This is a genomic window from Nocardia sputi (assembly GCF_023501985.1).
Genome location: NZ_JAMFLC010000024.1, coordinates 57,425 through 77,281, shown reverse-complemented (window position 1 = coordinate 77,281; position 19,857 = coordinate 57,425). Strand labels below are relative to the sequence as shown.

The 19,857-nt window shown below is 70.9% G+C and carries 19 protein-coding genes; 7 read left to right on the top strand and 12 right to left on the bottom strand.

Going from position 1 to position 19,857, the window contains the following annotated elements; genetic code table 11:
• Positions 1 to 105 precede the first annotated feature (105 nt).
• The 6 genes from M8859_RS28795 to cobC form a co-directional block, all read right to left on the bottom strand.
• Positions 106 to 2,577, bottom strand: coding sequence for an FAD-dependent monooxygenase (locus M8859_RS28795; protein ID WP_195070158.1), 2,472 nt, complete (start codon positions 2,575 to 2,577; stop codon positions 106 to 108).
• 314 nt (positions 2,578 to 2,891) lie between these two features.
• Positions 2,892 to 4,073: a bifunctional RNase H/acid phosphatase gene (locus tag M8859_RS28790; RefSeq protein ID WP_159927283.1), complete on the bottom strand. Its 1,182-nt coding sequence runs from the start codon at positions 4,071 to 4,073 to the stop codon at positions 2,892 to 2,894.
• A gap of 31 nt (positions 4,074 to 4,104) precedes the next feature.
• Positions 4,105 to 4,842: a zinc ribbon domain-containing protein gene (locus tag M8859_RS28785; protein ID WP_159927285.1), complete on the bottom strand. Its 738-nt coding sequence runs from the start codon at positions 4,840 to 4,842 to the stop codon at positions 4,105 to 4,107.
• A gap of 72 nt (positions 4,843 to 4,914) precedes the next feature.
• Complete coding sequence (locus tag M8859_RS28780; RefSeq protein ID WP_159927287.1) at positions 4,915 to 5,559, bottom strand: hypothetical protein; 645 nt, start codon at positions 5,557 to 5,559, stop codon at positions 4,915 to 4,917.
• Positions 5,560 to 5,688: 129 nt separating this feature from the next.
• Positions 5,689 to 6,810, bottom strand: coding sequence for a Nif3-like dinuclear metal center hexameric protein (locus M8859_RS28775; protein WP_249645094.1), 1,122 nt, complete (start codon positions 6,808 to 6,810; stop codon positions 5,689 to 5,691).
• A gap of 217 nt (positions 6,811 to 7,027) precedes the next feature.
• Entirely contained in the window at positions 7,028 to 8,068 is a 1,041-nt protein-coding gene (cobC, locus tag M8859_RS28770; protein WP_195140150.1) for an Rv2231c family histidinol phosphate aminotransferase CobC, read from the bottom strand.
• Between the two features lie 44 nt (positions 8,069 to 8,112).
• On the opposite strand from cobC, the gene M8859_RS28765 reads away from it, so the two are divergent.
• Positions 8,113 to 8,637, top strand: a complete 525-nt coding sequence (locus M8859_RS28765) for a low molecular weight protein-tyrosine-phosphatase (RefSeq protein ID WP_249645093.1) — start codon at positions 8,113 to 8,115, stop codon at positions 8,635 to 8,637.
• Entirely contained in the window at positions 8,637 to 9,539 is a 903-nt protein-coding gene (locus M8859_RS28760; RefSeq protein ID WP_249645135.1) for an SURF1 family cytochrome oxidase biogenesis protein, read from the top strand. Before M8859_RS28765 ends, M8859_RS28760 begins: the two co-directional genes overlap by 1 nt.
• Before the next feature lie 61 nt (positions 9,540 to 9,600).
• On the opposite strand, the gene M8859_RS28755 is transcribed toward M8859_RS28760, so the two are convergent.
• Complete coding sequence (locus M8859_RS28755; RefSeq protein WP_159927305.1) at positions 9,601 to 9,999, bottom strand: VOC family protein; 399 nt, start codon at positions 9,997 to 9,999, stop codon at positions 9,601 to 9,603.
• A 55-nt stretch (positions 10,000 to 10,054) separates the two neighbouring features.
• Positions 10,055 to 10,972, bottom strand: coding sequence for a cobalamin biosynthesis protein (locus M8859_RS28750; RefSeq protein ID WP_249645092.1), 918 nt, complete (start codon positions 10,970 to 10,972; stop codon positions 10,055 to 10,057).
• Between the two features lie 149 nt (positions 10,973 to 11,121).
• Here M8859_RS28750 and sigJ point away from each other — a divergent pair, with 149 nt between their 5' ends.
• A complete protein-coding gene (sigJ, locus tag M8859_RS28745) occupies positions 11,122 to 12,081 on the top strand; it encodes an RNA polymerase sigma factor SigJ (RefSeq protein ID WP_223517376.1) in 960 nt (319 codons plus the stop codon).
• Here sigJ and ald read toward each other — a convergent pair whose 3' ends face one another.
• Entirely contained in the window at positions 12,082 to 13,191 is a 1,110-nt protein-coding gene (ald, locus tag M8859_RS28740; RefSeq protein ID WP_249645091.1) for an alanine dehydrogenase, read from the bottom strand.
• A 105-nt stretch (positions 13,192 to 13,296) separates the two neighbouring features.
• Positions 13,297 to 14,100, bottom strand: coding sequence for an MBL fold metallo-hydrolase (locus M8859_RS28735; protein ID WP_249645090.1), 804 nt, complete (start codon positions 14,098 to 14,100; stop codon positions 13,297 to 13,299).
• Positions 14,101 to 14,171: 71 nt separating this feature from the next.
• On the opposite strand from M8859_RS28735, the gene M8859_RS28730 reads away from it, so the two are divergent.
• The 3 genes from M8859_RS28730 (at position 14,172) to M8859_RS28720 (ending at position 15,999) form a co-directional block, all read left to right on the top strand.
• Positions 14,172 to 15,128, top strand: a complete 957-nt coding sequence (locus M8859_RS28730) for a GlxA family transcriptional regulator (RefSeq protein WP_249645089.1) — start codon at positions 14,172 to 14,174, stop codon at positions 15,126 to 15,128.
• A 2-nt stretch (positions 15,129 to 15,130) separates the two neighbouring features.
• Positions 15,131 to 15,646: a gamma carbonic anhydrase family protein gene (locus M8859_RS28725; protein WP_159927317.1), complete on the top strand. Its 516-nt coding sequence runs from the start codon at positions 15,131 to 15,133 to the stop codon at positions 15,644 to 15,646.
• A gap of 140 nt (positions 15,647 to 15,786) precedes the next feature.
• Positions 15,787 to 15,999: a hypothetical protein gene (locus M8859_RS28720; RefSeq protein WP_249645088.1), complete on the top strand. Its 213-nt coding sequence runs from the start codon at positions 15,787 to 15,789 to the stop codon at positions 15,997 to 15,999.
• 25 nt (positions 16,000 to 16,024) lie between these two features.
• On the opposite strand, the gene M8859_RS28715 is transcribed toward M8859_RS28720, so the two are convergent.
• Positions 16,025 to 17,017: a GAF domain-containing protein gene (locus M8859_RS28715; RefSeq protein ID WP_195070151.1), complete on the bottom strand. Its 993-nt coding sequence runs from the start codon at positions 17,015 to 17,017 to the stop codon at positions 16,025 to 16,027.
• 126 nt (positions 17,018 to 17,143) lie between these two features.
• Positions 17,144 to 17,956 (bottom strand): SDR family NAD(P)-dependent oxidoreductase, encoded by an 813-nt coding sequence (locus M8859_RS28710; protein WP_249645087.1) that lies wholly within the window; start codon positions 17,954 to 17,956, stop codon positions 17,144 to 17,146.
• Positions 17,957 to 18,197: 241 nt separating this feature from the next.
• Here M8859_RS28710 and M8859_RS28705 point away from each other — a divergent pair, with 241 nt between their 5' ends.
• The gene (locus M8859_RS28705) at positions 18,198 to 18,803 is read left to right on the top strand and encodes a TetR/AcrR family transcriptional regulator (RefSeq protein WP_159927323.1); all 606 of its coding nucleotides are present in this window, start codon (positions 18,198 to 18,200) and stop codon (positions 18,801 to 18,803) included.
• Positions 18,804 to 19,857 lie beyond the last annotated feature (1,054 nt).

Genomic DNA, 19,857 nt, shown 5'->3' with positions numbered 1-19,857 from the left:
CGCAAAGCTGCTACCACACTTATCCAGTTATCGATATCGCGAATCACGGCATCGGCTTCGCCGATGCCGCGACTCTGCTGTTGTTTCGTCGTGTATGCGGGCCGGTCAGCAGGCCGACAGCAGCGCGCGCACGCTCTCGTCGGCGAGACGATCGGCTCGCGCACGCGATACCGCGGGCTCGACGTAGCCGATGTTGAACGACAGCTCGTTGTGCGTCGCGTTGGCGGTGGCCATGATGAAACCGCTGACGGACATGCCGGAGACGAACTGCGCGCCCTCCAGCTGCCAGGAGCCGATCTTGTCCGGGAAGGGGTAGTCGCCCAGGTAGGTCATACAGAGGTGGCCCGGGCCGCGGGTGTCCATGAGTTTCACCGTGGACGCGCTGGCGGCCACCGACTTCGGCGCGGCCACCTTCAGCAGGTTCAACGCGGACAGATGATCGCGCCGGTCCATCCGCGCGCCGTACTCGCGCTCGATCTCGGCGGCGATCTCCCACAGCGAGGCCCACGGCGCGTACTTCGCCGGGGTGGCGATCATGCCTTGGTAGGTGCCGACTTCGGTGTCGCCGGCGGCGCCGTCGAGATGCTCGCGGAAGTTGACCGAGCTGCCCACGGTGTACCAGGCGGCCTTCTCGGTGCCCGCTTCCCTGGCCGCCGCGATCAGCAGCGCGGCCGAGAGGACGGACTGCAAGCCGACGCCGTGCCGGGCGCAGCCCGCGGTGAGCGCGTCGAGCCGGTCGGCGTCGAGGCTGCGGTGCACCACCCGGCTGCGCCGCTGCGCGGGCGGCGCCAGCGAGGTGGGCTCCAGTCGGCGCGGCTTGCGCAGCTGCGACTTCTGGTCGCGCAGAAACGAACTCGCGGTGCGCAGCGCACCGCCCGCGCCCTGGAAGCGCGCCGGGAACAGCTCCTCCGGTCCTGGCCGCACCGGCGCGGGCGAGAAGTCGCCCGTGTCCCCGGCGGCTACCTGGAGCACCTGCTTGGCTACCGACAGCGCGCTCTCGCCATCGGCGATGGCATAGTGCAGCGTGACGATCAGCTCGTTGGTGCCATCGGTCTCCTTGATCAGCACGGCCCTCGCCAGCGGGCCGGTGCGCCAGTCGAACGGCTCGCGCAGTTCCACCGCGTCGACCTCGGTCAGCCAGTTCGTGCTGTCCTCGGATTCGATGACGCGCAGCGGAATCGGCGCCCCCACCGGCACGAAACGCGGTGCGGTGCCGTCGGCTTCGGCGGCGACGGCGACCCGCAGGAGCGGATGTCGGCGCTGCACCTCGTCCAACCCGGCGCGGATCTGCTCGGTCTCGACGTGCCCACGGATCCGCACGCGCGACAGGATGTGCAGCGGCGCGAGCTGATCGGCGATCCAGTGCCAGCGCTCGACCGGCGACAGCGGGCGCGGCAGCCGGGCGGTCGGCCCCTCCGGCGCCGGGAAGGACATCGGTTTGCCGAGCTCGCGCAGGAAGAATTCGGTAGGCGCGTGCCGGAAGTAGGTGTCGCGCACCCGCACCAGGCGCGGGTCGGTGGTCTGCTCGATCTTGGCGAGCGAAGCCGACCCGTTGACGAACATGGCGGTGCGGTCGGCGCGCAGCTTCTCGTAACGGCGCAGGGCCGCGACCGGATCCAGGGAGTTGCGCAGCACGCTCGCCAGCACCACAGCGTCCTCGATGGCGGCGTTGGCGCCCTGGCCGAGGCTGGGCAGCATCGGGTGCGCCGCGTCGCCGAGCAGCGTCACCCGGCCGCGGCCCCACTGCGGCAGCGGCGGGCGGTCCTGCGCGGGCACGGCCAGGATCGCCGCCTCGTCGGTCTGCTCGATGCAGGCGCGCACCTCCGGCGCCCAGTCCGCGTACAGGCGCAGCAGGTCTTCCTTGCCACCCTGCCAGTTCGCGGCCTCGTCGGCGGGCAGCGTCTTGGTGCCCCACCAGTACACGCGGCCGTGCCCGATGTCGTGGATGCCGAAACGCATTCCGGTGCCCCAGAAGTGCGCCGACAGCCCGCGCGCGACATTGGGATGCTCGAACGGGATGCAGGCCAGCCAGCAGACGAAATTGCCGGGGCGCGGCTCGGCGCGGCCGTGCAACTGCGCGCGTACCACCGAGTGGATACCGTCGGCGCCGACGAGCAGATCGCCCTGGGCGACCCGGCCGTCGGCGAACTCGACGCGCACGTGCTCGCCGTCGTCGACGAAGCCGGTGGCCTGCGCGCCGACGAAAGTCGGCGTGTCGCCGATCGCGCGCAGCAGCACGTCGTGCAGGTCGGTGCGGTGCAGCGCCACGGCGGGGGCGCCGAGCTGGGCGTCGAGCCGGTGCACCGGAAGCACCCGGATGGGACTGCCGTCGGGGTTGCAGAAACGGAAGGTCTCGACCCGGCCGCCGCGTTCGAGCAGTTGCTCATCGATGCCGAGGCCGAGGGTGCGCAGTGCGTTCATGCCGTTGGCCTGCACGGAAAGTCCGAAGCCCTGGGCCCGCAATTCGGGACCCGCTTCGTATAGTTCGACGCCGAAACCCGCGTGCCGCAGGGCGGCCGCGGTGGTGAGTCCTCCGATCCCCGCCCCGAGAACGACAACCTTGATCGGACTGCTCATCGAACCTGCACTCTCATCGAACCACTCGACGGCACAGGTGCTTCCAACCGCGACGCGGCCGACGGGCGGCGCTGCCCGCGAGAAACCGTCCCACTGAGCAGCACTGACCGAGGTCACTGCGTCGACCCCGACCAGGCAGGCAGCTAGGACGCCTGTGCCTGACCGTCCGGAAGCCTACCGCTACTGGGCGCGCAAGGCAGAGTTGAAGTGAGATTCACCGCATCACGCGATTGTGAAACGCAAATGTGTTGCAATGGGGCATAATTCGCCCTCCGCGCACCGTGTTCGCCCTCGATTCGGGCCGGGCGGCACTCTCAGAGGTAGGACGTATCGTTCACCAAGCGCACCGAGGACCCGCCGTCGAGATAGAACTCCGCTATCGATAGCGACGCCAGATCCAGATGCAATCGGTACAGCAGTGAGGGGCCGACATCGAGCGCCAGCCGCAGCAGGGTCTTGATCGGGGTCACATGACTGACCACCACCACGTTGGCGCCGGGATACCGCTCGAGCAGGTCGCGACGAACCGCGTCGACCCGCACGCGGACCTCTTCGAAGCTCTCCCCGCCGGGCGCGGCGACGGTGGGGTCGCCGATCCAGCGAGCATGCAGTTCGGGGTCGCGTTGCGTGGCCTCGGCGAAGGTCAGTCCCTCCCACTCGCCGAAGTCGGTCTCGATCAACCCGTCGTGGATTTCGGCCGGTACTCCGAGAGCGGCGGCCGCCGCCTCGGCGGTCTCCCTGGCCCGGCCGAGCGGAGAACTGACCACCGCGGCGATACCGCCCTTGACGGCGAGCATTTTCGCGGCGCGAGCGGCCTGCTCCCGGCCCAGCGGTGTGAGCGGTGGGTTGCCACGACCGGAATAGCGCCGCTGCACCGACAACTCGGTCTGGCCGTGGCGCAGCAGCAGCAACCGGGTGGGACGGCCGACCGCGCCGGTCCAGCCGGGGCCCTGCCCGGCGGCCTCGGACTGCTCGGCGCTGGTGTCCCTGACTTCATCGATCCAGCTCGGCCGGTCGTGCTCGGCGACCGCGAGAGCCGGATCGGCGGCCTCGGTCGGCCGCGTGTCCACGGTCGCGGCACGGCCCGTGCCCTCGTCCATGGCCTCGTTCGCCAGCCGGTCGGCATGCGAGTTCTCCGCGCGCGGGATCCAGGTGTAGCCGACCCGCGCGAACCCGGAGGCCAGCCTGCGGGCTCGGTCGGCGAGCGGGATCAACGCCGCGTGCTTGATCTTCCAGCGACCGGACATCTGCTCGACGACCAGCTTGGAATCCATGCGCACCACGATCGACTCGGCGCCCAGCTCCGCCGCCGCTTCCAATCCGGCGATGAGCCCCCGGTATTCGGCGACGTTGTTGGTGGCTGTGCCGAGGAACTCACGACGCTCGGCGAGCACCCGGACGTGTCCGGCGTCGTAGACCACCGCGCCGTAGCCGGCCGGACCGGGGTTGCCCCGCGAACCGCCGTCGGCTTCGACGATCACCTCCGAGAAACTCATCGCACGTCCTGATCACCCGATCCCGGCGAGCTCACAGCCCCGATTCCTTGGTCCGGACCAGGATCGCCCCGCACTCCGGGCACCGCACGACCGCGTCGGGGGCGGCCTTGGCGATGCGCGCGATCTCCCCCCGATCGAGCTCGATGCGGCACGCGCCACAGCGGCGCGCCTGCAACAGCGCCGCGCCGACGCCGTGCTGTTCCCGCTGCCGGTCGTAGATCGCGAGCAGGTCGGCAGGCAGCTTGGCCACCAAGCCCGCGCGATCGGTCTCGCAGCGTGTCTGTGCCACGTCCAGATCGGCGAGCGCTTCGTCCCGATGCCTGCGCGCGGTGGCGAGCTCCTCGTCGGTCTTGCTCAACCGCGCGCCCGCGTGCTCGTGGTCGGCAGCGGAGGCCTCACGCCGTTCCATCACCTCGAGCAACTCGTCCTCCAGCACGGAGCGGCGGCGCTCCAGGCTGCCGAGCTCGTGCTGGATCTCCGAAAGTTGCTTGGCGCTCACCGTTCCCGCGGTGAGCATGTCCTTGTCGCGGTCCTCGCGCTTGCGCACCGCGTCGACCTCGCCCTCCAGCTTGCGGATGTCGCGGTCGAGGTCGTCCAGCACGATCTCCACGGCCACCGCGGCGTCGGAGTGCGCGTTGCGCTCGGCCTCCAGCCGGGCCACCTCCTGCTGCTCGGGCAGCACGGTGCGACGGTGCGCGATCCGGGTCAGCTCGGCGTCGACGGCGGCGAGCCGGAGCAGCTCGGCCTGGATCGGGGGTTCGACATTCAATGCGGACAAACTCCTGGACGGGGTGGACGAGACTGGTGTTCAACCGTACCCCGCCGGATCGGCGGACCGCCGTCAGCCGCCGACGGTGCGAGTCTTGATGGCGTCCCGGGAGATGTAGACGTCGTATTCGCCGGGCACCGCGATCACCGCGTTGCCGTACGCGGAGCGCACGAACGGCTGGGTCCACCAGCGGCCCTCGCGCATGTCGGCGAAGAAGTCGCGGTCGCCGTCGTTGAGGAAGATCTGGTTCTGCGTGGTCGCGACGCCGTCGAGGCGCTGGCCGTACAGGCGGCTGATCCGGTAGCCGGAGTGGAAACCGAGGGCGTTCACCCACGGCTCCAGCTCGACGATGCCCGCTTGCAGCACCCACATGTCGCCCTCGACCCGGTAGGTCAGGCGCTGCTCCGGGTGGTTGTCGTCGCCGTACAAGGTGAGGTCGACGTCGAGCTGGTGTTCCTGCCCGGCCACCGGCTGGGCCACCACGTGCGCCGCCTTGATCTCGCCGGTCAGCCCGAGGTAGGTCTGCACCAGGGTCGCGATCCACAGCAGCACCGCCGCCACCAGCAGGAGCGCGAGCCCGCCCGTACCGCGCGCGAGCGATGCCCGCATCCCGACCCGGCGCGCGGCGATCAGGCCGGAGACGATCAGCGCTACACCGACGACCAGCAGCAGGATCAGCCCGATCTGCACGAGCCCGAAATCAACCGGGAAGTTCATGCGGTAGTTGTACCCCGCGCGAACTACTCGATTCACGCAATCCGCCAACCTGTCCCGGTCCGGCTCGGACACGCCCCGACACGCCGTCGCCAGTTCGCCGCCGGGACAACGGCATCGGACGCTCGGCGGTCAGCTCGGGGCGTGTACCGTCCACGGGTCGGTGCGCAGTGTGGACACCCTGGTCTCCAGATCCGGCAGGGCAGTCCGGACGAATGCTTCCGCCTGTGCGCACCACGGGAACTCGGTCGCCCAGTGTGCCGCGTCGACCACCGCGGGACCGCCCTTGCGCAGGTGCTCATCGATGGGATGGTGGCGCAGGTCGGAGGTGACGTAGACATCGACGCCGAGCCCGGCGGCACGGCTCAGGTAGGAGTCGCCCGCTCCCCCGCACACCGCGACGGTGCGGACGGTGCGGTCCGGATCACCCGCGGCGCGCACGCCCCACGCGGTGTGCGGGAGTGCACGAGCCACGCGATCGGCGAAGGCGCGCAACGATTCCGGTCCCGGCAGGGTGCCGACCCGGCCGATGCCGCGCGCCGAGGACAGCTGGGCGCGTTCGCTGATGTGGTAGGCCGGGTCCTCGTAGGGATGGGCGGCGCGCAGGGCGGCGAGCACGGCCGAGCGCGCCGAGGGCGGGGCGATCACCTCTATCCGGTCCTGCTCCACGTGCTGGAGTTCGCCCGCGGTGCCGTGCGCCGGGTTCGCTTCGGCCATCGGCCGGAACTGCCCCGTCCCGGGCACTCGCAGCGCGCAGTCTCGGTAGTTCCCGCTCCCGCCCGCACCGGCGGCGAAGAGTGCGGCGAGCACTGCGTCGGCGTGGGCATGTGGCACCTGAATCGCCCAGTTGTCCACGGCTTCTTCTGGTTTCGCGTCCAGCGGACCGGTCACCGTGAGGCCGAGTGCCGCGGCGAGCGCGTCGGAGACGCCGGGGTCGGCGGAGTCGGCGTTGGTGTGCGCGGTGAACAGCGCGCAACCGGAGCGGATCAGCCGGTGCAGCAGCGCGCCTTTCGGCGTGCTCGCCGCGACGGTGTCGACGCCGCGCAGCAGCAGCGGGTGGTGTACCACTAGAGCTTGCGCGCGCCAATCGATCGCCTCGTCGACGACCGCCTCGGTCGCGTCGACCGCGAACAGCACCCGGGTCAACTCCTCGGCGGGGTCACCGCAGACCAGGCCGACCGAGTCCCACGGCTCGGCCAGCGCGGGCGGGTAGGCCGCGTCCAGCACCCCGATGAGATCCGCGAGCGTGGTCATCGTCCACCTTCCTTCGCTTCGGTCCTGCACTGATTCGTTCGGTACCGGCCCGAGGCCGGGTTCCGGAACCGCCCGCGGTCCGCTCCCGCGACTTCGCTGCGCAGGACACGCCCCCGCCCGCACAGCATGCGCATCGCGACCCCGGCGCGCACTCCGCCCCACGCCTCCAGCTCGGAGGTTCGCACGACGGCCCACCGGCGCGAACGATTCCCCGCGCTCACCGCGCATCCGCCGACCGGATCGCGGCGACCAGCCGATCGACCTCCTCGGCGCCGCGAACGGCGACGCGCAGATGGTCCGGGCCGAGACCGGGGAAGGTGTCCGCGCGGCGGATCGCGATGCCCTGGACGGCCAGGTGCTTGCGCAGCAGTTCACCGTCCGCGACGCGCAGCAGCAGGAACGGTCCGTCCGCGGGCGTGTGGACGTCGACGCCGAGGGCGGTCAGGCGCTCGATCATCGCGGTCCGAGCCACGGCGAGAGCCTCGGCGCGTCGCTCGGCCTCGGCCACGGCGGCCGGGCTCGCGGTGGCGGTGATCGCTTCCAGTTGCAGGGTGCCCAGCGGCCAGTGCGGCCGCCCGTGGTCGAGGCGCGCGAGCACGTCGGGTGCGCCGAGGAAGTAGCCGCAGCGCAGACCCGCCAGCGCCCAGGTCTTGGTCAAGCTGCGCAGCACGAGCAGGTCGGGGGCGGGATCGGCGGCGAGGGAGTGCGGCTCGCCCACCACCGCGTCGGCGAAGGCCTCGTCGACCACGATCAGGCGGCCCGGCTTCCGCAGTGCCCGGATGGCCTCGGCGGAGTGCAGCACGGAGGTCGGGTTGGTCGGGTTGCCGAGCACCACCAAGTCGGCCCCGGTAGGCACCGCGGCGGGATCCAGCCGGTAGGGCGGTCCCAGCACCACCCTGGTCACGGGGACGCCCGCCTCGCGCAGCGCGAGTTCCGGCTCGGTGAACGACGGGTGCAGCACCACGGCCGAGCGCGGCGCGAGGCGGGGCAGCATCGCGAAGCCTTCCGCGGCGCCCGCCAGCAGCAGCACCTCGCCGGGCGCGCGGCCGTGCCGGGCCGCGACCGCGCGGCGGGCGGCGTCGGCGTCCTCGGCGCTCGGATAGCGGCCCAGCTCGGACAACCGCGCGGCCAGCCGCCGCAGCAGCCACTGCGGCGGCGCGGCGCCTTGGACGTTCACCGCGAAATCGAGCATGCCCGCACGTGCGTCCACGTCGCCGTGGTGACGCAGTTTCGCGCGATCGACGGTGTGCTCGGCCACGAGACCACACCCTACGTGGCGGTCCGGTATCCGGACCGGCCAGAATGGCAGGCGTGGGCCAGCTGCACGTCTCGTTCGTCTGTACCGGCAACATCTGCCGCTCTCCGATGGCGGAGAAGATCTTCGCGTCGCACCTGTACCGGGCCGGACTGGCCAACCGGGTGCGGGTGAGCAGCGCGGGCACCGGTTCGTGGCACGTCGGGGCCGACGCCGACCCGAGAACCAGCGCCACCCTGCGTAGATACGGATACCCGACCGGCCACGTCGCCGCGTTGTTCGGCGCCGAGCACCGCGACGCCGACCTGGTCATCGCCCTGGACCGCTCGCATCAGCGCGACCTCGCCCGCCTCGGCATCCCCGCCGAACGGCTGCGGTTGCTGCGCGCCTTCGACCCGGACGCCGACGGTCACGACGTGGCCGACCCCTACTACGGCGACGCGGCGGACTTCGAACTCGTGCGCGCCCAGATCGAGGCCGCCGTCCCCGGCCTGCTCGACTGGGTGCGCGCCGAACTGAGCGCCGCCGCCGAACCGCCCGATCCGCGCCTGGTCCCCGACGAGCGACCGTGATGCGCAGGCTCGCTTTCCTGTTGCGCCCCAGCTGGCTGATCCTGGCCATGCTGGTCGCCGCGTTCGCCTACCTGTGCTTCACCGTGCTCGCGCCGTGGCAACTCGGCAAGAACACGGCCACCTCGCATCGCAACGAGCTGATCGCCGAGTCGGTGAAGGCCGATCCCGTGGACGTCACCACCGTGCTGTCCGATCCGGGCAGCGCCGCGCACACCGAGTGGCGACGTGTCACCGCTTCCGGCAGCTACGTGCCGGACTCGACGGTGCTGGTGCGGCTGCGCCACCTCGACGGCTCTCCGGGATACGCGGTGCTCGCGACCTTCCGGTTGGACGACGGTCGCGTGCTGCTGGTCGACCGCGGGCTGGTGTCAGCTGTCGACGGGACGCGCCCGCCGCAGATTCCCGAGCCACCCGCCGGGCCGCAGCGCGTCGAGGCCCGGATCCGGATGTCCGAGGGCGTCACGCCGGGTAAGGACCCCAGCGTCCAGGACGGCTATCGCCAGGTGTACTCCATCGACGTCACCCAGGAATCGACGGTTCTGCAACAGCCCCTCACCCCCGTTCCCACCGGCGGCGAGCGTGGCGGCTACCTGCAACTGAGCGAGAACCAGCCGGGCGCGTTCACACCCACCCCACTCCCCCGGCTCGACGCGGGCCCCTACCTTTCCTACGGCCTGCAATGGCTCGCCTTCGGCATCATGGCTCCCCTCGGTCTCGGCTACTTCGTCTACGCCGAGATCCGGGAACGAAGGAAAGAGAAGGCCTCCACCGCGCAGCAGCCCGGCGCGTCCGCCGCCGAACCAGCCCGATCGGCCCCGGCTTCGGCGACCACGCCGAGCGCACCCGCCGCACCGACCACGGAAGCTCGCCTCGCCGACCGCTACGGCCGCGGCCGGGGATGATCCGGCGCGACTTCTCGCCGCGAACACTGTCGACAGGCTGTGGCTCCACGCTGGAGAAGCACTACGGCTGATCCGGACCGAGCAGATCCCACCGATTCCCCGCGATGTCGAGGAAGACCGCCACCCGCCCATACGATTCGCCGCGGGGCACGCTCACGAACTCGACACCCCGCGAAACCATCCGGTCATACGCAGCCTGGAAGTCGTCGACCCGCAGGAAGAACCCGACCCTGCCCGCCACCTGCTGTCCGATCACGGCGGCTTGCGACCCACCGTCGGCCCGGGCCAGCAGGATGCCCGTTTGCGCACCGGGCGGCCTTACGACGACCCACCGTTTCGAGCGGCCGTCATTGGTGAGTGCGGGCGAGTCCTCGAGCAGCTCGAATCCCAGCGAGTCGACGAAGAAGCTGATCGCCGGGTCGTACTCCGCCACGACGATGGCCATGAGCTCGATGCGCACCCCGGAAGCCTATTGGGGTCCGCATCGCGCGGCGAGCGCTTACCGCGACGAACGCTCAGCGCCTCGTCGCGGCTACGACGGCGGCGAGCAGGGTGGCCGCGAGCTGCACGGCCTCGGAAAGGCGGACGGCGCGGCGCAGGTCGTCGACGGTAGGAGCCGGACCGTCGCCGAGCAGCGGGCGCATTTCCACGCCGTGCGGATACTCGGTGCGGCCACCCAGCCGGACGCCGAGCGCCCCGGCCATCGACGCTTCGACCACCCCCGCGTTGGGGCTGGGATGCCCGGCCGCATCGCGGCGCCAAGCGCGCAGAGCCGCTGCGGGGCGGCCGCCGATCAGCGGGGCGAGCGCGGCCGTGAGCAGCCCGGTGACGCGCGCCGGGAGCAAATTGGCCGCGTCGTCGACGCGCGCGGCGGCCCAGCCGAAACGCCGGTAGCGCGCGTTGCGGTAGCCGATCATCGCGTCGAGCGTGTTGACCGCGCGGTACCCGAGCAACCCCGGGACGCCCGCCACGGCCCCCCAGAGGACCGGGGCAACGGCCGCGTCGGAGGTGTTCTCGGCGATGGACTCCAGGGCCGCGCGGGCGAGCCCGTCCGCGTCGAGCGCTTGTGGATCGCGGCCGCACAGCGAAGGCAGCAGCGCGCGAGCGCCGTCCAGATCACCGGCGGACAACCGGTCGGCCATGACGCGCCCGGTCCGCGCGAGGCTGTGTCCGCCCAGCACGGTCCAGGTCGCGGCGGCGGTCGCGGTCACCCCGCCGCGCCGCACGGCCAGGCCGAGCCCGACCACCGCGCCGATGGCAAGCGCCTCGTGCGCCAGCCCCGCCGCCCGCCGGTCGGCGTAGGTCACCGACTCCAAAGCCGCCACCGCCGTGCCGAATCCGGCGACCGGATGCCACCGTCGCGGGTCACCGAACACCCGGTCGAGTGCGAATCCGAGCAGCAACCCGACCGCGATGGAGGTCCCCTTCTGCACCCGGCGAGGTTAACGGGTGCCCGCCCGCGGCCGTGCACACGGCTCGCGCTGTCGGCGCCGTGTCACACTCGGTGCCCCTGCGTCGTCGACCTGGTGACGCATCCATGAACTCGCCCCGGCGGGGGCCGAACGACGAACGGCGAACAGCAGTGACTTCCGAGCAGCCCTCCTCCGAGCCCATCGACCAGGCCGAGCTGGCCAGGCGGTTCGAGGAGCACCGGCCGTATCTGCGCAGGCTCGCCTACAGCACCTTGGGCAGCCTCAGCGACGCCGACGACGTGGTGCAGGAGGCGTGGTTGCGGTTGCAGCGCCAGTACGAGGCGGGCGCCGCCGGTGAGATCGACAACCTGCGGGCGTGGCTGTCCACGGTGACCGGCCGTCTCGCCCTCGACCACCTCGGCTCCGCGCGCGTGCGCCGCGAACAGTACGTGGGCGAATGGCTGCCGGAGCCGGAGGTGACCAGCTGGGAGGACCCCGCCGACCGGATCACCCAGGACGAGCGGGTCACCACAGCCCTGCTGGTCGTGCTCGAGTCGCTCTCCCCTGCCGAGCGCACCGCGTTCGTGCTCCAGGACGTCTTCGGCATGAGCGGCCCGGAGGTCGCCGAAGTGGTCGGCCGCACCCCGGCCGCCGTCCGCCAGCTCGCTTCGCGGGCGCGCAAGCACGTCGAGAACGGCACCCCGCGTTTCCCCGCGTCTCCCGACGAGCAGAAGAGGGTGGTGTCGGCCTTCGCGCTGGCCTGGCGCTCCGGCGATCTCGGCGCTCTGCTCGGCGTCCTCGACTCGGACGTGAGCCTGACCGCCGACGGCGGCGGCAAGGTGCCCGCGATCCGGCAGCCCGTGCACGGCGCCGAACTCGTGGCCAAGCTGCTGCTCGGCTGGTACCACGCGCCGTCGGCTGTGGGCGGGTGGGGCCGCGCGGTGCTGGTCAACGGCCAGCCGGGGCTGGTGGTCTTCGACGGCACCCACACCGGCGTCTTCTCCTTCACCGTCGACGACGGCCACATCGTCGCCATCGACGTGGTCCGTAACCCGGACAAGTTGCGCGACCTGCCCACCACCGGTGAGCCCGACTGGTATCTGGGCGAGGGACGCACCGAACAGGAGTAGTCAGCCCGCGACGCCGAGCGGCCTGGAATAGCCGTGCGCGGCGGCTACTTCGCCGGAAAGCAGTCGCCCGGCGTCCGCGGTGAGTCCGTGGGCGAGATCGGGGCGCGCGGCGCACGCCTCCTGCCAGCCGAGACCAGCGATCGCCCGCACGTAGGGAAGGGTCGCGTTGGTGAGCGCGATCGTCGAGGTGTGCGGTACCGCGCCCGGCATATTGGCGACGCAGTAGAACAGCGCGTCCGCCACCCGGAAAGTCGGATTCGCGTGCGTCGTCGGGTGCGCGGAGGCGAAGCAGCCACCCTGGTCGATGGAGATGTCCACCAGCACCGCGCCGGGGCGCATGCCCGCGACGAGCTCGTCGGAGACCAGTTTCGGCGCTCGCGCGCCCGGTACCAGCACCGCGCCGATCACCAGGTCGGCCGACAGCACCGCGCGCCGGATCTCCGTGGTGTTCGACGCGACGGTGGTGACCCGACCGTCGAAGCGGGCGTCGAGTTCGCGTAACCGGCGAAGGTCGGTGTCCAGCACGCTGACGCGCGCGCCCATGCCCACGGCCACCGCGGCCGCGTTCGAGCCCGCGACGCCGCCGCCGAGCACGACCACCTCCGCCGGGCGCACGCCGGGGACGCCACCGGGCAGCAGTCCGGCGCCGCCGAGCGGAGCCATCAGGTGATAGGCGCCGACCTGGGCGCCCAGCTTGCCCGCGATCTCGCTCATGGGGGCCAGCAGCGGCAGCGACCCGTCGGCCGCACGGACCATCTCGTAGGCGATGGCGGTGATCCCCGACCGCAACACGGCATCGGTGCATTCGCGCGAAGCCGCCAAGTGCAGGAAGGTGAACAGCACCTGCCCATGGCGCATCCGCGGATACTCCTGCGCGATCGGTTCCTTCACCTTCAACACCAGCTCCGCTTCCCGCCACACCTGGTCGGCGTCCGGGACCAAGCGGGCCCCCACCGCGGCGTAATCGACGTCGGGAAACCCCGATCCGATGCCCGCGCCCGCCTGTACCACAATCTCGTGTCCGTGCCCGGCCAGCTCCCCGGCGCCCGCCGGAGTCAGGGCTACCCGGAACTCTTGCTCCTTGACCTCCCGTGGTACTCCGATCCTCATACCGCCATCGTGGCCCCGCCGACGTGCCGACGCCACGAGCGACGCGCCGGTCGCGCATGACGACCATCCGCGTCCGCTCTTCGAGCCGGTTTCTCGGCACGTTGCTCAGCTGAGCGTGGCACCGCGCTCGGCCGACTGCGGTCTCACGGCGGCCGCCCGTCCCAAGGGCGGGATGCGCAGTTGATCCCCGCGACCGGCGTAGCGGAATATCCGGCTGAGATGGTCGAGCGACTCACTGAAGTGCGCCCAGCCCTCGCCGTGCACCGGCACGATCAGGGCGTCGCCGAGCACCTCGGCGGCCAGCAGCGCGGTGCGCGCGTTCAACGTGAGGTCGGCGTCGCCGAAGTGGCCGATGTTCGCGGCGCCCACGTTGAGCACCGCGACATCGATGCGCCCGATTCGCTCGGCGATCCGCCGCACCACGTCGACGGAGGCGTTGTCACCCGAGACGTACACCGTCGGCTCTCCTTCGGCCCGCAGCACGAACCCGGTGACGAATCCGGTGAACGGTTCGCAGCCCTCGGGGCCGTGCAGGGCGGGCACGCCGGTCACCTGCACTCCGCGCACCGTCACGGTCTCCCAGTTCTGCAGTCCGCGCACGCCCTCGATGCGAGTCGCGGCGCCGGGCGTGGACAGTACGGTCGGCACGGTACGGAGGAATTCTTGGCCGGAGCTGTCCAGGTTGTCGGGGTGTTCGTCGTGGGAGAGCAGCACGACGTCCACCGGGCCGAGTTCTCGCGGCGACACTGCGGGGCCGACAAGTTTGTGCAGCGTGACGCGCCCCGGGTAGTCGCCGGGCTCGTCGAAGGTGGGGTCGGTCAGCCAAGTGCGCCCCGCGTAGCGCAACCGCAGCGTCGGCCCGCCGACGTGCAGGACTTCGAGGGCGGTGGTTTCGATCGTGTCGCTCATGTCGTCGATCCTGTCCGGCCCGCGCACCGGTCAACAGTGGCCCGGGAGCCGCTTATCGTTAAGATCGGGCCATGCGCACGGTAGCCGTCTTCGCGTTCGACGGGATCAGTCCCTTCCATTTGTCGGTGCCCAGCCTGGTTTTCGGGCGGATAGGAATCGACGGGTCCGCGCCGTATCAGGTAGACGTGTGCGCCGAGCGGCCCGGGAATTACAGCACTCCAGCCGGTTTCGACATCAATGTCCGGCACGGACTCGACACGCTGGCCCGCGCCGACACGATCGTGATCCCGAGCTGGCGGCCCGGAACGCGACTGTCCGCCGAAGTGCGCGCCGCGCTGCGCACCGCCCACGCCGGCGGCGCCAGGATCGTCGGGCTGTGCCTCGGCTCGTGGGCGGTGGCCGCCAGCGGGCTGGCCGACGGGCGCGAGGTGACAACGCACTGGGCCGCCGCCGCCGAACTGGCCCGCGCGTTTCCGGCGGTCCGCGTCCGCGCCGACACGCTGTGGACGGACCTGGGCGATGTCGTGACGTCGGCGGGCGTGGCCGCGGCCCTGGACTGCTGCCTGCACCTGGTCCGCGGCGATCTGGGCAGCAAAGCGGCCACCGAGCTGGCCCGAGCGCTGGTCACCGCACCGCACCGCAGCGGATCGCAGGCACAGTACATCCCGATCGCGGTCCCCGACGCCGCCGAGGACGATCCGATCGAACGCGCCATGGTGTGGGCGCGAACACGTCTCGGCGACCCGATCGACCTGGACAGCTGGGCGCGGGTCGCACTCATGTCGCGGCGCACGTTCACCCGCCGCTTCCGCGACCGCACCGGCAGCAGCCCGCAACAGTGGCTGCTGCTCCAGCGCACCGACCGGGCGCGGCTATTGCTCGAATCCACCGCCGACACCGTGGAACGCATCGCCGTCGACACCGGGTTCGGCACGGCGGTGAGCCTGCGCCACCACTTCCACCGCCTCCTCGGCACCAGCCCCGCCGCCCACCGCGCCGGCTTCCAGGGGGCGCGGTTAAGTTCGTGACCATGCGGATTCAGCTGGGCGACTATGCGCCGGATATCGAGGACAGCGCGTGGCTCGCGCCGAACGCCACCGTGATCGGCCGCGTGCGGCTCGGGGCCGAGGTCAGCGTCTGGTACAGCGCCGTACTGCGCGGTGACCTGGAGACGATCGAGGTCGGCGCGCGCAGCAATATCCAGGACGGCTGCGTGCTGCATGCCGACCCCGGCTTCCCCCTGACCGTTGGCGCGGGAGTCTCGGTAGGACACAACGCGATCCTGCACGGGTGCACCATCGGCGACGACGTGCTCGTCGGCATGGGCGCCACCGTCCTCAACGGCGCCGTGGTCGGGCCGGGCAGCCTGATCGCGGCCAACGCACTGATCCCGGAGGGCGCGCGGATTCCGCCCGGCTCACTCGTGGCGGGCGTACCGGGCAAGGTACGCCGAGAGCTGCGCGCCGAGGAACAAGATCGCATTCGCCTGAATGCGTCTGTCTACCTAGCAAATACAGCTCAACATCGCACGGCAAATGAGGTGTGATACCGGACACACTGATCAAGTGTCCAGTAAGGTTCGCTGATAGCATTCAGCCAGCGTGCCCGGCGACCCGGGCTCTCCTGTCGACACGGTTGTCGTGCGACTTGTAGCGCAGTGGTGAACCCACCCGGGTCGGTGGGCGGGTGAGCGTGCAGGCAGGAGGTATCACGGTGTCGTACGTGCAGTCGGGTGTGCATCGGCCCAAGGGCCGGATCAGCGTGGCCGACATCGCGGCCCAACCCGGTGGAGTCGAGGCACTCCAGCGCCGGGTACATGAATTACGTTCCCGCGGCGTGGATTTCGCCGCGAACGCGATCGAGAAGGAAATGGCCGAGCTGGATCTGCCGCGCCAATGACTTCGCCTGCCACGGTCACGGCGGTTCACTCCGCGGTGACCGTGGCCAATCCGGCCGTGGTGTGCTGATCCAGCGCCATCAACGCGGCCCGTATTCGTACCGGTTGCCAACCACCGTCGATCCGGCGCAGGCGCACCGTTCCCTCGGTGCGATGCCGCGCCAGCTCTCGCGACATGGCCTTCGCGGCCTCCAGATCGTCCGGGTGGATCTGCGGTCTCGGCTGCTGCGGCAGATCCTCCCAGGCGATGTCCGGCATCGGCGCGCCGATCCACCGGATCAACCGCAACGACCGCAGATTGACGATCGCGCGGTACTCGCCGGGTTCGGTGGCGGCCTCCAGCACCGTGTACTCCAGGATCGTCGGCGGCGGCGCGGCGGCGACCGCGGTGGCCGCGCCGATGTCCTGCGTCACGCCGCGCAGGAGCACGTGACGCACGCCGGTGTCATCCGGCTCGACGACGATCCGGCAGGCGAAATGCCCGGCGCGCAGCGCGGCGTCGTCCCGACGGATGGTCCAGACCGCCTGGTGCTCGGTGCCCGGCGCCGAGTTGACGATCTTGGCCAGCGCCTCGCTCTCGTCGCGGTTGGTGACCAGCCGGGTGAACGCACTGGCGATGGCCAGCTCGGCGGCCCGGTTCTCGGGCGCGACACCGTACAGGTCCAGCAGGTCGACGCTGCGCACCGAGCGGTTGGTCGTGAGGTCGAAATACCACGCGCCCATCGGGTCCGCGGCCAGGACGGGCTCCCGCACCGGACCCACCCACAGTCGAACGGCATGCGCCTGCCGCGGCGTGATGAGCAGCGGCTCGGCCCGCACCGTGCGCCGCCCGTCGTCGGAGACCTGTGCGACCGGCACACCGGTCGCACACGCCTGCCACAGCGCCGACTCCGCGTCGGCGAGCGACAGCGGGTTGCGCAGGATGTTGGCCAGCGGCACGAACGACTTCGGTGTGGACCCCAAGGCGATCACGCGTCCGGGACTACCGGAGAAACACTCGAGCAGAATCCATTTCGTCACCGAGCGGGCCTCCACGGCCCGCCGCCGGTGCGGCGCGACGCCTCACCCGTCCGCCATAACGTGAGATACGTTCTGACAGTTCTCATTTCGCCATTTCCCATCTCTGACCGCGTACCCTGAGAGCGGTCAGGACCGGAATACCATGTCCAGCACCTTCTCGTGGTACGACCCGGCGATTCTTGTGACCAGGTCCACAACGACGGCGTCCAGTCCGACGAGGACCTTCGCCTCGCCGCGGGCGGCGCCGCGCAGAATGGTCCGCGCCGCCGCGACCGGGCTCATCCGCGCCACCTGTCCTTCGAACCGGCGCACCACCTGCGCCGCGTCGACGCCCGGCGCGACCCTCGCCGACCGGGCGATCCCGGTGAGCACCCCGCCGGGATACACCCCGGTGACCCGCACGGTGCCGCCCGCCGCCCGCATGTCCTGGCGCAGCGAGTCGGTGAAGCCGCGCACGGCGAACTTGGCCGCGGTGTAGGGTGCGTGCCGCGCCACGGCCACCAACCCGAACGCCGACGAGATGTTGACGACATGCGCGCGTTCGGCAGCCAGCAGATGCGGCAGGAACGCCTTCGTTCCGTTGACCACACCCCAGAAGTCGACGGCCATCACCTCTTCGAAGTCGCTGAACGGCGACTCCAGCACGCTGCCGACGTGCAGGATGCCCGCGTTGTTGAACAGCGCCTCGACCCGCCCGAACCGCGCGACGGTCCGCTCCGCGTACGCGAACACGGCCGCGCGGTCGGTGACGTCCACCGCGCTCACCGCGGGCTCCCGGCCCGCGGCCGCGCACAGCCTCCCGGTCTCGGCGACGGCCTCCGCCGACTTGTCCGACAGCGCCAGCCACGCCCCCGCGCCGGCCAGCGCCACTGCCAATTCCCGGCCGATACCCGACCCCGCTCCGGTGACCGCCACGACGCGATCCGCGAAATATCCCATGGCTCAACCCCTTTCCGCATCGGCCGACGATGCGGCCGACACCGACCACAGGCTGCCCAGTTTATTCTGGACACGCGACCTACTGTGCGGGATCACGCGGTCGGGCGATGCCCGGTCACGCTCGGCCTACCCAATGAAATAATGAACGTCCCGTCCGCACCCGTCGCGATGCCGCGCCCACCGGCCACGGCCCGGCCACCGCGCCGAAACCACTGGAGATCCTGTGCCTTCCATCTCGCCCATGCTGCAACGCATCCTGGAGAAACCGGTCGCCGACGGCGAGAAGCTCCTGGAAAGCGCACTCTCGGCCTTCCTCGACTTCGGCATCAAGCGGACCAGTATGGGTGAGATCGCGCGCCGCGCGGGGATCAGCCCCGCCACGCTGTACCGGCGCTACGAATCCAAGAACGACCTCGTCGAGGCGGTCAGCGTCCGGGAGGCCCAGCGTTTCGTCGCCGCGATCGAGAAGCAGGTGCACACCGTCTCCGGCAACGACGATCAGCTGGTCGAGATCTTCGTCGCGTTCATCAGCGCCATCGCGGGCAACGAACTGCTGCGCAGGCTGCTGCGCACCGAGCCGGACCTGATCCTGCCCCGGCTGACCACCGAAGCGGGGCCGATCCTCGCCGTCGGCCGCGACTACCTGGCCGAGAAGCTGCGCGAGCTACGAGATGCCGGTGGCACGCACGATTTCGACGCCGACCTGGTCGCCGAGATCATGGCCCGGCTGGCGCTGTCGCTCGCGCTCACGCCCGACGGGCTGATCCCGGTGAGCGATCGAAGCGCCGCCCGCGACTTCGCCCGCCGCACCCTGCTGCCGATGGTCGGCGTCCAGGTCAGCGCGTAATCGGACGCCGAACGCCGCGGCCACGCGGTCGTCCAGCTCGGCTTGCGCCGCCGGATCGGGCATACGACCCTCGACGAACTCGCCCACCAAGTCGATCACGGCCCCCGACCGGGCTGCCGCGGGGTCGGGCACCGGCAGCCGCGACACGTACTGAGTGATCCAGCGCCGCCTGCCCGAGTACAACCGATTGCCGCAGACCGCGTCGTAGAACCGCAACCCGAGCGCCGAATTCGCCACACCCATCAGCAGATACGCCAAGCGTGTGGCCTCGGCTGGCACACCGGCCAGGTCCGGTAGCGAGATCCAATAGCAGTCGCCGTTGACCACGGCCCCCGAACTGTCCAGCGCGAAACGCGGACGGTCGCTGATGTCCGGAAAGACCAGCTTCGGCTCGCGCCACAGGTGCGGGCGCTGCGGAACCCAGATCTCGTACCAATCGCGACCGCTCTCCACGACGTAGCGTCGTCCGGCCAGCGTCTCCCGATGCGACAGCAGGTACGCGGCGGCGGCGGGAAATTCGGCGAGGTCGATGGGTGTGCGGCGCGTCCTGTCCAGGTCGTAGGGATACAGCACGCGAACGTCGCGGGCGCGGTTGGCCCGCCACGGCGTCAGATCGTGGTGGGTGATCAGATCGAGCAGCAATTCCGGTTCGGGGCACGGATCGGCGTCGGCCCAGCCGTCGGAGATGAACACGCGGTCGGCGGTGGTCTTGATGCCGACCCGGATGCGCGCCACGTCACCGAAGTCGCGCCAGGTCGCCGACGCGATCCGCGTCAACCAGGAATCGATCGCCTCGTGCGACATCCGCCACGCGATGTCCGGTTCGCGCGCCACGCCCCGCTGTGTCCGGCGTTCCGCGGCTGACTCCGGCTGTCCGTCGTGCGCTGCCGCACCGCTCGAACTCTCGCCGCTGATCCGGTCGCCCCCGGCATGATCGAGGGGCGGCGGTGACTGGCGTCCGGTCACCAAACTGCCGACCTCGATGACGAAGGTCCGCCCGTTGTACTCGACTATCGAGCCGTACGGGTCTGCCAGCGCCTCGAAAAGCGTCTTC